Genomic DNA, 15,140 nt, shown 5'->3' with positions numbered 1-15,140 from the left:
CTTATATTTATACTAAAATTAAGCACTATGAAAAGGACAGTTTCACTAATTACAGCAGGTTTCTTATTTCTTTTACCTGCTATTACCAATGCCCAGGTAGCCATAACAGCGGTACCATTTCTTCAGATCGAACCTGATTCCCGTGGAGCCGGAATGGGTAACACCGGGGTTGCCATAGCGGATAATGCCTCTGCTTTATTCTGGAATCCGGCCGGGCTGGCTTTTCAGGATGGAACAAATCAAGCCAGTATTACTCATTCTAACTGGTTGGCTAACTTTAACGTTAATGACCTTTTTTATGATTATGTGGTAGGCACATATTATATAGAAGGTATTGGTACAATAGGAGCTCATTTGACGTATCTAAACCTGGGAGAGCAAGTTGTAACTGATGAAACCGGGCCTGAGCCAATTTCACGATTTAATAGTTATGAAGTAGCATTTGGTGCTTCCTATGGACATAAATTCAGTGATAATTTTGCAGCCGGAACAAGTTTGAGAGTCATCTACTCAAGCCTTGCAAGCGGTACTTCCATCAGTGCCCAACAGGTAAACCCGGGTAGCAGTGTAGCTGTTGACCTGTCTTTTCTCTATAAAACTGATCCTTTTAAAATAGGTGGACGTGAAGCAAAGTTCAGTTTTGGTACTAACCTGTCGAATCTGGGGCCGGGTATCCAATACACTGACAACGCCCAAAAAGACCCACTTCCCACCTTACTCCGTTTCGGATGGGCTTTTGATCTGGACCTTGATGATGAAGGTATTAACCGTATTACCATAGCCAACGACATCTCCAAGATAATGGCACGTACAAAGCCGGTATACAACAGCGATGGACAGGGTAATGTAGATACTACTCAGGTTGCTTCAGGCCCTATAGAAGCTCTATTCAACTCATGGAGCAGCTTTGAAAGGTTTGATGGTACAAATACTGTTGAAGTGGGCCTAATGCAGCAATTTATGATCGGTGCAGGACTCGAATACTGGTATGCAGATCAATTTGCCCTTCGCGGCGGATATTATTTTGAAGATCCTCAGAACGGTGATCGTGAATACATCACCTTTGGAGCTGGACTTCGTTACAACTTTTTTGGGGTTGATTTCAGTTATATAAAAACCCTTGAATCTGATCATCCACTTGCAAATACTTTGCGATTTAGTTTGCTCATTGATTTTTAATACATGCCTGAATTGAAGCATTTTTTAAAGAGCATGTTAAGTATTAGCATGCTCTTTCTTTTTAGTTATCAGTTGGCCGGTGCGCAGGATATTACTGTGCAACGAACACATCCTATTTCCCAATCAGTGCTCCAAATAAACCAAACTCTTGATGCCACAGGTACATTAGATGTGGTTGCCATCATGGTCGAATTTCAACCGGATACTAACCGGCTTACTTCAGGTTCCGGTATTTTCGGACCTGATGGAATGCAAGGGCTCCCCTACCTGCAGAATGCTGCTGAAGTTAGGGTTGAACCCCTCCCCCATAACCAAAATTATTTTGAAGCTCACCTCGAGTTTGCCAAGAATTATTATGAAAAATCATCCGATGGGCAGCTTACTATCAACTATCAGGTTCTGCCTGATATCTACCGGCTTCCAAAAAAGATGGAAGAATATTCCCCGATCGGAGAAACCTTCACCAATGAGAAAATAGCTGAACTTGCCCGTGATGCCTGGGCACAAGTAGAATCGGGTGACAATTTTGACGCTACCGGTTTAGATCCGGAAACAACAGCTTTTATCATCTTCCACGCCGGAGTAGGCAGGGATATCGAACTGACAGGTACAAACCTGGATATAACACCTTTTGATATCCCTTCTATTTATTTGAGAAAAGAGAACCTTCGTTCACTTTTAAATGAACCCGGTTTTAACGGATTCCCGGTTAACAACGGAAGTTTCAGGGTTACAAACTCTTTGATCATCCCAAGAACGGAGTCGCGACGCGGGCTTGATATTCAGGATAACGAATTCGTGTTCCCCCTTTCCATAAACGGATTATTGATCGCTTCAATTGGGAGTCATCTGGGCCTTCCTGATCTTTTCAATACCGAAACCGGAGATCCCGGAATTGGCCGGTTCGGACTTATGGATGGAGCCGGATTTTTCGCTTACAATGGACTCTTCCCCCCTGAACCTTCAGCATGGGAAAAGGTCTATCTGGGATGGGAAACGCCCTTCACCATCAATGAGAACACCGCGGGAGATATCTCTCTGCCCGCAGGTTCCCTGAATCAGCCAAACAGCATTGCTAAATATATTCTCTCTGATTCTGAATATTTTCTGATAGAAAACAGACATCGTGATCCTGACAATGCAGGAACCACAATCACCATTCGCAATGCTGATGGTACGGAAGTCGACCAAACCTTTACCAATCAAGATGAAGCTTTTGTATTTCAGCAAGATGGGTTTGATGAACTGCTGGAACCCGGTGTTTTCGTTAATGCGACAAATTTTGACTTCAGTCTGCCAGGCGGACTCGACACCGGCGAAGATGAAAATGATCCTGCAGACGACCGTGACTTGAATGGAGGAATCCTGATCTGGCACATTGATGAAGCTGTTATCAATGCAACAATCAGTAACGACCGAGTTAACGCAGACCCGGAACGCCGAGGTATAGCTCTCGAAGAAGCCGACGGTGCAGCGGATATTGGAGAACCGGTTCCCGGAGCTTTGAATAACAGTGCTGCATTCGGAACAGCTTTTGACTTTTGGTGGGCAGGCAATGACTACCGGGTGATACTGGAATCAGGGCGGTCGATCAGTCTTTACGAAAATAAATTTGGACCCGGTACCACACCGAATAACAACAGCAATTCCGGTGCCCCATCATTCTTTGAATTGTATGAATTCTCTGAAAATCTTCCCATTGCAACCTTGCAAATTCAACCTTCTGAACCATTTGAAGATCTTTTCACTTCCATTTTTTCTGTTCAGTTAGATTCATCCCAAAACTATTATACTGGTCAGGATTCCTATTATAATAAATATCCTCTTTCATTATCAGTTCATGAAACACCCACTGATACCTTTCTGATCGTACCTTCTCGCGAGTTTGTAACTGCAGTATCTATTTCTGATCCTGTTAATATGCAGTTCCAGCTTACAAACCGTTCCGTTCAACAACCTTTGGCAGGTGAAAATCTGATCCTTGCCACAAAACCTGAGGATAGCCAGCCAAATATAGACCTGGCCTCTTTAAACTGGAACAGCTCCACTCAGACCTTTGACACAACCTGGACAGCCTCAATACCAAAGAATGAATCATTCATCAGTTCACAGGATGGCTCCATCCTTCACGCTGACCATACCACTACCGGCATAAATACAAACGACGGCTCTTTGATTTCGCTGGGCTCCATCCCATTTCAACGAAGTGAAATTATTGGCGGGGAATATTCAGAGATCGCAAGTAATACAGTGACTTTTACTTCTATTCCCAATTTTAATTTCAATATCGGATCTGCCCAAAACAGGACTTATACCGGAAGCATACAATTAGGAAACCGTACTGTTTTTTATGTTTTTGAAGACGATCGGTTTTCGATGATAGATCCAAGCTTAAGTGACCCTGTCATTACAGTATTTGAAGAAGATGATGCCGAATGGCCTGCTATTCTGGACAATGGTTCCATTATCCGGGTTGATAAACTCAATAACCGACTAATTGGTATAAACAAGATCGGCGGTATTTTGAATCATACTCCCATTGACGCCCCCGAAGGAATCAAATTTATAGGGACACCATTACATACAGATCTGATTTCTTCAGGAAGTGAATATGCTACGTTTGTAGTGGGACAGGATACATATTCCATGAATATCTACGCTTACCATCAGGATGGAAGCACCGTAGCCGGATTTCCCCTTCACATCGGCAAAGTGATTTCTCAAAACGACCAACCCGTTCATCCCATAATTTATGAGGGAAGGCTCTATGCCGTCAGTCATAAAGGAGCATTAAAATCATGGGAGTTAACACAGGTAACGGAAACTAAATGGGGCAGCCGTTATGGCCAAAATGAATTCAATAAAGTTTCTGCCCGGGTACAAGATAACTCCTCATCAGGTAATGAGGGATACAGCGTACTGAATAAAAAAGAGACTTATAATTGGCCAAATCCTGCAGATGAAGATACCAATATTCGGTTCCAAATTGCTTCTCCCGGAGGAACGGTTCAAATTACAGTAATTACTATGGGCGGAAGAGTGATCTTCGAGGAAACTGTAACAACGAGTGGGGGGCTTCCCCAGGAGGTCAATGTTGACACCCGAAACTGGGGTAGCGGCGGATATGTGGCACGGGTAAAAGCTACGGTAGGCGGTAAAACAGAGACCAAACTGATAAAAATTGGAGTGGTGCACTGATGCAAAATTTGAAACGAATATCGATCTTACTTTTGATCATGGTTGCTTTTCCGTTTATCGCCATAGCTCAAACTGATGTTCGTTTTTACGAGTATCCTCAAAATCACCTTGACTGGTACACCATTGAAAGCGAGCATTTTCTGGTTCATTTTCAGGAGGGAAACAGTCGTTCAGCTCAGGTAGCTTCCCGTGTTGCTGAAGAAGTATATAAACCTATCACTGATCTCTACCGATATCAGCCTGAAGAAAAAGTGAGTATCATTCTTAAAGATCGCGAAGATTACTCCAACGGTGCCGCCTATTTCTTTGATAACAAGATCGATATTTGGCTTCCCGCCCTTGACTCGCCCTTGCGCGGTACAAACAACTGGCTGCGAAATGTGATCGCCCACGAATATGTGCATATCGTTCAGATACAGAAAGGCATGAAACGGTCTCGTAAGATCCCGGCTTTCTATCTGCAATGGCTTTCATATGAGGATGTCCGGCGCCCGGATGTACTTTATGGATTTCCGAATGGGATCATCACCATGCCGTTTGCTACGGTAAACATACCGGCATGGCTTGCTGAAGGAACGGCCCAGTACCAAACCACAGGACTATTCTATGAGACCTGGGACAGTCACAGGGACATGATATTACGAACCCGTATCTTATCCGATACCTATTTTTCTCTTGATGAAATGGGAACCTTCTCTTCCAAGACAAGTCTCGAGCGCGAGACCGTATACAATCAAGGTTTCGCCTTCGTGATCTATCTGGCCAATCGCTTTGGTGATGACGTGTTACGTGAGATCACTCAGGCACTGGGACAAAAAGGAGTGTACTCTGTTGCTGAAGCTATTGAAATTGCAACCGGCACCTCCGGCTATGAAGTATTTGATGAGTGGATCACTGAACGAAAAAAATTCTATCAAACAGCTATAGAGAGTATCCAGCCTACTCCCTCTGAAATTATAGAGTCAAAAGGTTTTTTCAATTTCTACCCGCAGCTCTCCCCTGATCAAACAAAGCTTGCCTATCTCTCCAATAAAGGAGTCGATTTTGGACTGCTTTCATTGTACCTGAAGGATATGGAAGGAGAAGAAACGCAAGTTGCAGTTGTTGATACCCGGGAACTTCAGGATGATCCTCATTCCTTTGGTTCGAAAGGTCCTTTGTTAACGTTCATGGAAACATCTTTTTCCTTTTCTCCGAACAGTGATAAGATCGCTTACTCCATTAGCAAAAAAAATAAATACGGAGAGCAATACCGGGATATTTTTGTCTATGATATTGAGTCAGAAGAAAGTGAACGGCTAAGCCAAAGTGCCCGGATCCAATTTCCAAGCTGGAATTATACAGGAGATATGATAGCAGCTGTGCAGTATGAAAAAGGAACTCAAAACCTCGTACTTTTATATCCTGATCATCCCGACTCGGTAACACAGCTTACCGATTTCCAAAATGGAGAAACCATAGCAACACCCCATTGGAATAGTGAAGGTACCAAGATCTGGTTCGCAAGTTCCAATAGAACAAATCGTAATATCTTCCTCTATGATCTGACCTCAAAACAGGTTACCCCTTTTCTAAGCGATCCCTATGTAGATTATCGGGACCCTCATACTGATCCAAATAGTGATTATTTATACTATTCATCCAATATGGAAGGCATCTTCAATATCTACAGAGTTCACCTGGACGGCGGAGATCCTCAAAAATTAACGGCTGTTACCGGGGGAGCTTTTATGCCTTTTATTGGGGAAAACGGTACGCTCTATTATTCAGAATATCAGGCCGACGGTTATAATATCATGCAAGCAAAAGAGGATGATCTTTTAGGCTATTCTGAACATGGATTCTATGATCCTGTGTATTCTGATGACATCCCCCCCCTGAGCGGTGACTTCGACTACATCAATAAATTAAACGAGTTTGACGATTCTGATCTCAACCCATTTTCTGAAGAAGTGATTGCCATAGCCGATACCGGAAATTACAGTTATACCCTCAAAAGCATTAGTGAAGCGGATGAAAGGACGTTCCGAAAATATGATGATACCTATACCGGTTTCAGCTATTTCCCTGTTCTCCGCTTTGATAATTACTCAAAAGAAAATGGTAATAACGGCGCCCTCATAAAAAATGGGAAGTTCGGCAAATTTGGAGAGAATCTACTGCGGGATTTCAAACCGGGTGTCTATTTTTCCTCGCGTGATGTGATCGACAAATTAAGTTTGTTTGGAGGATTGATGGTGGGAGTAGCATCTCAACCTGCTGAAAGTATTGGTGGTTTTTTTCGCCCTGACCGTCTCTTCGGGCTTGATCGTGATGCATTTCTTATCCTGGAACACCGAGGACTTCCATTTATAGAACGCAGCTGGTCTCCCACAGTAGCTGTCGAGATCTATAACATGCGTCGTAATGTATCCGATGGCTTATCCATTGAAGAATTTCCTTGTACCTCCTGCCTACCCGATACGGTTACAACAGATATTGCTTATGATATCTGGGAAGCAGGCCTTTTCTTCCGAAGCAAACTAAGCCGGAGAAGCTTACTCGAACTGGGCATAACCTACAGTCCATATACTGTTTCCACCGATAATTTCTATTCCAGGGAACTGAAACAGCAAGTAAGTGGATCCTCCTCCCAATACTTTCGTGGTACCACTCTCTCAACTTCGTATACCTTCGACTATTACACCTATTCCAATGATGCCGATATAGCCCCGCTGGGTTTAAAAGGATATATGAGATATCAATTTCAACCCTCCAAATTGCTGGAAGAATATGAGATCGAAGATGGGGCTTTAAAACCGGTGTTTGAGAAATCTAATAACCACTCTACTGAACTGCACTTGCGTTATGGATTCAAGACTTTGGGAGATCAGGCATTTCAGGCTCGTATCCGTGGGTTCCACTATTTCAACAACCCGGGCGACTCATTTTATACGGATTATGTGGGCGGTTTTTTAGGAATGCGTAGTTATCCTTATTTCGCACTTGGCGGCAGTACTACGGCTTTTACCAGCCTTTCCTGGTTCGCACCGATCTATCGGGGGATCCATAAACAGGCCGGACCTTATACCTTCGATAAAATCTTTGCGCGTTTCTTTTTTGAAACTGGAAATGGATGGAGAAGTCCCTATGACACCGGAAACAGCTTAAAATCCGGGGTGGGTGCTGAACTTCGTGTGGCTATGAACGGATACTATTTATTTCCGCTCAAGTTCTTTGTAAGTACTTCTTATGGTTTTGATAGTTTCACTCTCACGCTTCCGGAAGATTTCATCACCAACTCACAAAGTAATCGCGTAACTTATGGAAGAGAATTTCTATTTCACTTCGGCTTAACTTTTGATTTTGAACTGTTATGAGGATTCAGATTTCATTGGTATTGGCTTTATTGGCATCGATATCCTTTTCAGCTTATGCTCAATCGATAAGCAGCTTTAATAATGGGATCTTTAAGGAAAGCCAACAAGCTGAAGGTATTGACCAACCGGTCCATATTTCAGATTTCAAAGCTAACAGTAACAGCTCGCTCCTAACTTCCTCAAGAGAGAACCCTGGAATTGCTTTTGCCGCTTCCGCATTGATACCGGGTGCCGGTCAGGCAGCCAACGGAAAATGGGTGCGTGCCGGAGTTTATTTTGCAACTGAGGTGGTGGGCTTGATCTATCATCTTGACAGAAATGCCAAAGCACGGGAGCAGGAAAAAGCTTATGAGCAGTTTACGCACAATAACTGGAGTGTGGTAGCGTATGCTGAATGGCTGGTAAATTATTCTCAGTTACATAGTCTTGACAATGACTGGCAATCTTTAGAAGCCGAGATTCTGGGTGATGATCCCAATTGGGAAAATACCAGGGAAGACTGGAACCAAGTCCCGATCTCAACTTTGAGAAACGTAGAAGATCAAACACCATTCATATTCCAAGACCGTATTGGCAGTAATTTTTCCCATGAACTGCCTGATTATGGTTCTCAACAATACTATGAACTGATCAGTAAGTATTATCAATATCAGCCCGGCTGGCGCGATTGGTATACTGAGATAACTTCAGCTCAGAATCAGAATATTTCCATGTACCGCTATTTTTGGAATGGTGAAGATGAGCCGTTCGATCTCTTTTATGAGGGGCGGAATCGTGCTCAGGAATTTAACCAAAATTACCGTGTTGCAGGGAACATCCTCAAACTGCTTGTAGTAAACCATATAGTTTCAGCCTTTGATGCTCTGTTCACTGTTCAACTTAAAAAAAGCAGAATTGAGACAGAGACAAATTTAATGAAGCTGGAACAGTTTTCAATAACATGGCACTTTTAACCCGTTGTTAGTTCCCTTATTTTATGGACATGCTCAAATACATTTTTACAAACAAATATTTTTATATCGGTGGATTGGCACTTGTTATTTTTGGTGCAGCTTTCCTTTTAATGGCAGATAAACTGATCATGCCTTCTTATACCAATTACAATGAAGGGATAACCGTGCCCGATGTTTCCAAAATATCTATGGAGGAAGCGGAAAGTATGTTAACCTCCTATGGACTTCGTTTTGAGATCACTGAACGCAGATCCAATCCGGCTTATCCTGCGGATTATGTTATTGATCAATCCCCTGAAGCGGCTAATATTGTAAAGCCCAACCGTAAAATTTACCTCACTGTAAATACAGAATTTAAACCTACCGTCGAAGTTCCTAAGTTGGTAGATCTGAACTTACGAAATGCAGAGTTGCAGCTTCAAAATTATGGCTTACAAGTTGGGAGCCGCAGTTATGAGTCTTCCAGGTTCAAGAATGTTGTACTTCGTCAATCACTGCCGGCAGGAGCTATTGTAGAAAAAGGAGCTGTAGTTGACCTTGTTATAAGCGACGGCCTTGGTGAACGTATGGTAACAGTACCTGAGATCGTAGGGCTCAGACTTCCGGAAGCACAACTTGCATTGCGCAGAGCCGGGTTAAATGTGGGAGAAGTTCAATTCCGACCGGTCCGGGATATCGTTCCAAACACAGTGTTGGATTATTCTCCAAAACAAGAAGAATTACGTGAAGGAGAAACCCTTACTTTAGTGATCTCAGAGCGCTTTGAAGTTATTGAAGAAACCGAAGGCGGAGCTGTCATCATCGACTCCACAGATAGCAACCCTGATTCTCTTAACACTACCCTGCCCGACTCACTTAATAATCAACCTAATAACAACGATCTTAACTAAATGAATTTCGAACTCCCTGTTTTAGCACCGTCAATTTTAGCCGCCGACTTCACAAAGCTTGGAAAGAATATTGAAGATGCAACCAAAGGAGGAGTCACATGGATCCATTGTGATATCATGGATGGACATTTTGTTCCGAATATCAGTTACGGCCCCGGAATTGTAAAAGCGGCCAAAAAAGCAGCTCCCGAAGCATTTTTTGACGTTCATTTAATGATAGAAAACCCCGATGACTATGTTGAGAATTTTGTAGAGGCCGGAGCCGACCTGATCTCTGTTCATTATGAGACCTGTCCGCATTTGCATCGCTCTATACAAAATATCAAAAAGTATGGGCTGATGACCGGTGTAGTAGTAAATCCCGCAACTTCATTACACAATATTGAACCCGTACTGGCTGATGTGGACCTGGTTCTCATTATGAGTGTAAATCCCGGTTTTGGAGGTCAGAGTTTTATTGAAAGCAGTTACGAAAAACTTAGTGAGTTAGCTAAGATGCGGGAAGAAAAAGAACTTGGTTTTTTGATTCAGGTTGATGGAGGTGTGAATCTCAAGAACATAAAAAAAGTGTCAGAAGCGGGAGCAGATATAATGGTTGCAGGGAGCAGTGTCTTCAGCGCTGAGGATATCACTGCACGGGTAGAAGAACTTATCGAAAAGTTAAGGTAGTACCTTTTTTAAGACTTGGTTGTTATTAGAGCCGCATCATTTCTGTTGCTAAATTCTTATCTTAAAGGGTCCATTTCATTTAAATTTTACAGCCATAGAAGACGAGAACATACTTATCGAAAAAATAATAGAATTAGAAGGCGCTGATCCCATGGCTCTTTTTGGGCTTCATGACCACAACATCATTGAGCTGGACAAAGCCTTTCCTGAAACAAAATTCAATGCACGCGGAAACCGTGTAAAGCTGACCGGCCCGACTGAAGAAGTAGAAACGGCAACCAAGGTTATCGAAGGAATGCTGGAATTACTGGATCGTAAGAGTAAGGTGGCCGAAGGTGACGTTAAGACGCTTGTAAACCTAAAATCTGGTGAAAGCACCGCGAGCAAGCCTCAGATCAGAACACTGGATGAAACGGGTGATACCATCATCCATACGCATAATGGGGAAACCATAACGGCCAAAACCCCTGGGCAACGCCGAATTGTTCAGTCCTCATCTGAAAATGATATCGTTTTTGCTATCGGTCCTGCAGGAACCGGAAAAACCTATACTTCCGTTGCTTTAGCCGTTCAGGCACTGAAAAACCGCAAAGTGCGTAAGATCATTTTAGCACGCCCTGCCGTGGAAGCCGGTGAAAATCTTGGTTTCTTACCCGGTGACCTGAAAGAAAAGATAGATCCTTATCTGCGTCCGCTATACGATGCCTTGGAAGACATGATAGACCGGGATCGGCTCGAACTTCACCTTACCAAAAACGTGATCGAAATTGCTCCATTGGCTTATATGAGAGGTCGCACGTTGAACAATGCCTTTGTCATATTGGATGAGGCCCAGAACGCCACCAATACACAAATGAAGATGTTCCTGACACGAATTGGGTTTAACAGCCGCGCCATTATTACGGGTGACATCACCCAAACCGACCTACCCCATCGCCAGCAATCCGGGTTGATCTCTATTCAAAAGATCTTGCAGGAGATCAACGGTATCGACTTTGTGTACCTGGGCGAAGAAGATGTAGTACGCCACAAACTGGTCCGCGATATCATCAATGCCTATGAGAAATTCGAGGAGAAGAAGAATAAGTGACAGAGTGACAAAGTTTTAAGTAACAAAGTGATTGAGTAATGGTTAAGACACATCGGGATTTACAGATCTGGCAGAAGTCTATGGACTTGGTTACTAAAGTTTATAAGGAAGTAGAAAATTTCCCTGATTATGAAAAGTTTGGTCTTACTTCACAAATTAGGAGAAGCTCGGTCTCAATACCGGCAAATATTGCGGAAGGCTTTGGTCGGAGATCAAAAAAGGAATTCAGAAGATTTCTAAACATCAGCATGGGATCACTCTTCGAAATCCAAACTGAACTCGAAGTCTCTTATAATCTAGAATATTTAGATAAAGATACCTTTGAACAACTATACGAAGACACCCGCGAGATCGAACGAATGATCAGCAGCTTCATATCAACCTTATAACTTTGTCACTCTGTTACTCAGCTACTTTGTAACTTTACCACTCTCTCACTAAAAAAACCCAACCCATTGACAAACTCTAAAACCACCTACGCCTCCGTACTCTACGAAGGCACCTTCTCAGTCGGACTAGATAAAAAATTTGTCCGTATAGACAGAGATGATCCTCCGGCGAAAGGAGCATTAAAACTCTCTTTGAATCCATTCCTCATTCACACTCCTGACCGGAACTATCTCTTTGACTGTGGGATCGGGGAATTTGGAGAAGATACCGGACCTGAAACTATTCGCAGAAACCTGGAACAGCACGGGCTTACTGAGTTTGATGTCACTGATATTTTTCTGAGCCATCTTCATTATGATCACATTGGAGGCTTGGCCCATCGGGAAGATGGTTACTGGGAACTTACTTTTCCGGAAGCTAAGATCTGGGTTTCCAAAAAAGGTTGGGAAAAAGTGACGGCTATGGACAAATATTATGATGGTGAGAAGACAGAATTCATTTCATTCATTGATGCAAAAGCGGATCTTCATTTTCTAAGTGAGGAAGATCAGCCCTACCCGGACATGACCGTGAAAAAAATTGGGGGCCATACTGAATTTCACCAGGTTCTTTTGTTTGATGACGGAGAACAGAAATACATGCAGGCCGGTGATGTGATAGGTACTAAAGGTTCCATCAACCGGAAATATGCTGCCAAATATGATTTTGAGCCCAAGGTAAGTCAGCAGATGCGGGAAGAACTTGCCAGGAAAGCTTTCGATGAAGGTTTTACAATTATGTCTTATCATGAAGACCGAAACCCTTTATACAAACTTACCGGCTACGATGAAAAGACCGGGTACAGCACTGAAAACGTAGATTCCTATGAGCCTGCCTGATTACATTGATGAGATAAAGAAATTTTTAGTGGAAGACGGATTCCCCGAGCAAATTGACGCAGCTGTCATCTTAGGCTCCGGTCTTGGCGGCTTTGGAGATGAGATCGAACAGGCAGATTCTATTCCCTATGCCGACATCCCCTCTTTCCCTCAGTCTACCGTAGAAGGTCACTCGGGTTCACTCATTGTGGGTGAAATTGAAGGGAAATCCGTACTCGCTTTTTCCGGCCGATTCCATCATTATGAAGGATACGCTTTTGCCAAAACGGTGCTCCCGGTTCAGCTTGCCAAAGCTTTTGAGGTCGACAAACTTATTATCTCTAATGCAGCAGGAGGCATTAATCTGAGGTATAGGGTTGGAGATCTGATGATCATTGACGGGATCATCAAGCAATTTTTCATGGTTTCCGAACCGGCCTTACATACCTGGGACTCTAACTTTGAAGCCTATGCACAGGAAGTCAAGACGATCGCCCGGGATCTGAATATCGAGACTCAAATGGGTACCTATTTATTTGCGAAAGGCCCTCATTATGAAAGTAAAGCGGAGATCCGTGCTTTTCGAAAAATGGGTGCAGATGCTGTGGGTATGAGTACCGCCCCGGAACTTACTGAGGCTGCGAAACTTGGAGTAAAAGCTGCAGCTATTTCACTGATCACGAATGCCGCCGCAGGAGTCACCGACCAAAAATTAGATCACTCTGAAGTAAAGGAAGCGGCGGATCAGAAAAAGCATGTCTTTGCACGATTGGTAAAAGGGCTGATAAGGGAATTTTAAATGTTTGAATTGCGTAGTCTTTCCGCATTCAAATTCAATTCACTTATCGGTGTATAATCTTATCCTTTAACCTCGTTCCCAACGTCCCGTTGGGAATACCTGAAGAAACCTCTGGTTCCAGATATTAACCCAAGGTAAATTATATAGAGGGACGTATGCGATACGTCCCTACTGCCTATATAAACTTATAATTTTAGAGCGGTAAGTTATCATGCTTTTTCTTAGGCACGGAATCCACTTTGTTTTGAGCAGCTTCGAGTTGCTTGATAAGTTTTTCCCTTGTTTCAGAGGGCAGTATCACATCATCGATGAATCCACGTCCGGCTGCAAGGTACGGATGCGCGAAGTTTTCGCTATACTCATCTTCCAGTTCCTTTTGCTTGGCTTCGGGATCATCGGCTTTGGCGATCTCTTTTCGGAAGATGATCTCCACGGCTCCTTTGGTACCCATTACCGCGATCTCAGCTGTTGGCCAGGCTACGTTGTAGTCAGCACGGATGTGCTTGGAGTTCATCACGTCGTACGCTCCTCCGTAGGCTTTACGGGTGATAACCGTCATCTTAGGTACGGTAGCCTCGCAGAACGCATATAAGAGCTTGGCACCGTGTTTAATGATCCCGTTCCACTCCTGATCGGTGCCGGGTAAAAATCCGGGCACATCTTCAAATACCACCAGCGGAATATTGAAGGCATCACAGAAGCGAACAAACCGAGCTCCTTTCAGCGAAGCATCAATATCCAAAACACCGGCCAGTGAAAGCGGCTGATTGGCGACCACACCCACACTTCGGCCACCGAGTCGTGCAAAACCTACCACAATATTGTCAGCGTAATTCTCATGTACCTCGTAGAAAGAATCTTTATCCATGATTCCGGCGATCACATCGTGAATATCATAGGGTTTGTTCGGGTTAAGCGGTACAAGATCTTCCAGTGCTTTTGCTTTGGCAGAATCCGGCTCTTTGGATTCGATCATCGGTACTTTTTCCTCGCAATTCTGAGGAACGTATTTCATTAACTCACGAATATCATTCAGGCAAACGGCATCATTGGCACTGGAGAAATGTGAGACCCCTGATTTGGTGCTGTGTGTTGAAGCTCCTCCCAATTCTTCGGAAGTCACTTCCTCGTGGGTTACCGTTTTAACTACATTCGGTCCGGTAACGAACATATAACTGGTGTTTTCAATCATAAAGATGAAATCCGTAAGTGCCGGACTATAAACAGCTCCACCGGCACAAGGGCCCATCACAGCGGAGATCTGAGGTACTAATCCGGAAGCCATACTGTTTCTCCAGAATACTTCTGCGTACCCTCCAAGGGAAGAAACTCCTTCCTGAATACGGGCTCCCCCTGAGTCATTCAATCCGATAATAGGTACTCCATTCTTCATGGCCAGATCCATGATCTTGCAGATCTTCTCGGCATGAGTTTCGGAAAGGGACCCGCCAAAAACCGTAAAATCCTGACTAAACACATACACCGGCCGGCCGTGGATCTTTCCTAATCCGGTTACCACTCCATCCCCTAAGTACTGTTGTTCGTCGAGGCCAAAAGCTGAACTTCGGTGAGTTACAAACTTATCGATCTCTTCAAATGAACCTTTGTCCAATAATAGATCGATGCGCTCCCGGGCTGTAAGTTTGCCTTTTTCGTGTTGCTTTTCGATACGGGCTTTTCCGCCACCTTCAAGTGCTTGTTCTCTTAACTTTTCGAGTCGTTCTACTTTTGGATTGGATGCCATAAATAATTAATT

Annotated in this window: 11 protein-coding genes; 10 read left to right on the top strand and 1 reads right to left on the bottom strand. The window is 43.6% G+C overall.

Annotated elements, in window-relative coordinates:
• Positions 1–27: 27 nt before the first annotated feature.
• The 10 genes from porV (at position 28) to ACFSVN_RS06000 (ending at position 13,384) form a co-directional block, all read left to right on the top strand.
• On the top strand, positions 28–1,179 hold the full coding sequence (porV, locus tag ACFSVN_RS06045) for a type IX secretion system outer membrane channel protein PorV (protein ID WP_390300046.1): 1,152 nt from the start codon (positions 28–30) through the stop codon (positions 1,177–1,179).
• 3 nt (positions 1,180–1,182) lie between these two features.
• Positions 1,183–4,377 carry a T9SS-dependent M6-like inactivated metalloprotease gene (locus ACFSVN_RS06040; RefSeq protein ID WP_456237587.1) on the top strand — a complete coding sequence of 1,065 codons (3,195 nt, stop codon included), beginning with the start codon at positions 1,183–1,185 and terminating at the stop codon, positions 4,375–4,377.
• Positions 4,377–7,736 (top strand): hypothetical protein, encoded by a 3,360-nt coding sequence (locus ACFSVN_RS06035; protein ID WP_390300042.1) that lies wholly within the window; start codon positions 4,377–4,379, stop codon positions 7,734–7,736. Before ACFSVN_RS06040 ends, ACFSVN_RS06035 begins: the two co-directional genes overlap by 1 nt.
• On the top strand, positions 7,733–8,689 hold the full coding sequence (locus ACFSVN_RS06030; protein ID WP_390300040.1) for a hypothetical protein: 957 nt from the start codon (positions 7,733–7,735) through the stop codon (positions 8,687–8,689). The genes ACFSVN_RS06035 and ACFSVN_RS06030 overlap by 4 nt, the downstream gene beginning before the upstream one ends.
• Before the next feature lie 29 nt (positions 8,690–8,718).
• On the top strand, positions 8,719–9,579 hold the full coding sequence (locus ACFSVN_RS06025) for a PASTA domain-containing protein (RefSeq protein ID WP_390300038.1): 861 nt from the start codon (positions 8,719–8,721) through the stop codon (positions 9,577–9,579).
• Positions 9,580–10,248 carry a ribulose-phosphate 3-epimerase gene (gene rpe / locus ACFSVN_RS06020; protein ID WP_390300036.1) on the top strand — a complete coding sequence of 223 codons (669 nt, stop codon included), beginning with the start codon at positions 9,580–9,582 and terminating at the stop codon, positions 10,246–10,248.
• A gap of 151 nt (positions 10,249–10,399) precedes the next feature.
• Positions 10,400–11,338 carry a PhoH family protein gene (locus ACFSVN_RS06015; RefSeq protein WP_390300034.1) on the top strand — a complete coding sequence of 313 codons (939 nt, stop codon included), beginning with the start codon at positions 10,400–10,402 and terminating at the stop codon, positions 11,336–11,338.
• A 38-nt stretch (positions 11,339–11,376) separates the two neighbouring features.
• The gene (locus ACFSVN_RS06010; protein WP_390300032.1) at positions 11,377–11,727 is read left to right on the top strand and encodes a four helix bundle protein; all 351 of its coding nucleotides are present in this window, start codon (positions 11,377–11,379) and stop codon (positions 11,725–11,727) included.
• Between the two features lie 66 nt (positions 11,728–11,793).
• On the top strand, positions 11,794–12,606 hold the full coding sequence (locus ACFSVN_RS06005; RefSeq protein WP_390300030.1) for an MBL fold metallo-hydrolase: 813 nt from the start codon (positions 11,794–11,796) through the stop codon (positions 12,604–12,606).
• Positions 12,593–13,384, top strand: coding sequence for a purine-nucleoside phosphorylase (locus tag ACFSVN_RS06000; protein WP_390300028.1), 792 nt, complete (start codon positions 12,593–12,595; stop codon positions 13,382–13,384). The genes ACFSVN_RS06005 and ACFSVN_RS06000 overlap by 14 nt, the downstream gene beginning before the upstream one ends.
• 193 nt (positions 13,385–13,577) lie before the next feature.
• Here ACFSVN_RS06000 and ACFSVN_RS05995 read toward each other — a convergent pair whose 3' ends face one another.
• The gene (locus ACFSVN_RS05995; protein ID WP_390300026.1) at positions 13,578–15,128 is read right to left on the bottom strand and encodes an acyl-CoA carboxylase subunit beta; all 1,551 of its coding nucleotides are present in this window, start codon (positions 15,126–15,128) and stop codon (positions 13,578–13,580) included.
• Between the last annotated feature and the right edge of the window lie 12 nt (positions 15,129–15,140).

This window comes from Gracilimonas halophila, from assembly GCF_042684365.1.
GTDB classification, from domain to species: domain Bacteria; phylum Bacteroidota; class Rhodothermia; order Balneolales; family Balneolaceae; genus Gracilimonas; species Gracilimonas halophila.
This window is presented reverse-complemented; position numbering and strand designations above follow the sequence as displayed.

Excerpts from the sequence above, each read along its gene's own strand:
- ACFSVN_RS06040 (WP_456237587.1), top strand. The coding sequence starts at position 1,183 with ATGCCTGAATTGAAGCATTTTTTAAAGAGCATGTTAAGTATTAGCATG.
- ACFSVN_RS06015 (WP_390300034.1), top strand. The coding sequence starts at position 10,400 with ATGGCTCTTTTTGGGCTTCATGACCACAACATCATTGAGCTGGACAAA.
- ACFSVN_RS06000 (WP_390300028.1), top strand. The coding sequence starts at position 12,593 with ATGAGCCTGCCTGATTACATTGATGAGATAAAGAAATTTTTAGTGGAA.
- ACFSVN_RS06010 (WP_390300032.1), top strand. The coding sequence starts at position 11,377 with ATGGTTAAGACACATCGGGATTTACAGATCTGGCAGAAGTCTATGGAC.
- rpe (WP_390300036.1), top strand. The coding sequence starts at position 9,580 with ATGAATTTCGAACTCCCTGTTTTAGCACCGTCAATTTTAGCCGCCGAC.
- ACFSVN_RS06035 (WP_390300042.1), top strand. The coding sequence starts at position 4,377 with ATGCAAAATTTGAAACGAATATCGATCTTACTTTTGATCATGGTTGCT.
- porV (WP_390300046.1), top strand. The coding sequence starts at position 28 with ATGAAAAGGACAGTTTCACTAATTACAGCAGGTTTCTTATTTCTTTTA.
- ACFSVN_RS06025 (WP_390300038.1), top strand. The coding sequence starts at position 8,719 with ATGCTCAAATACATTTTTACAAACAAATATTTTTATATCGGTGGATTG.
- ACFSVN_RS05995 (WP_390300026.1), bottom strand. The coding sequence starts at position 15,128 with ATGGCATCCAATCCAAAAGTAGAACGACTCGAAAAGTTAAGAGAACAA.
- ACFSVN_RS06030 (WP_390300040.1), top strand. The coding sequence starts at position 7,733 with ATGAGGATTCAGATTTCATTGGTATTGGCTTTATTGGCATCGATATCC.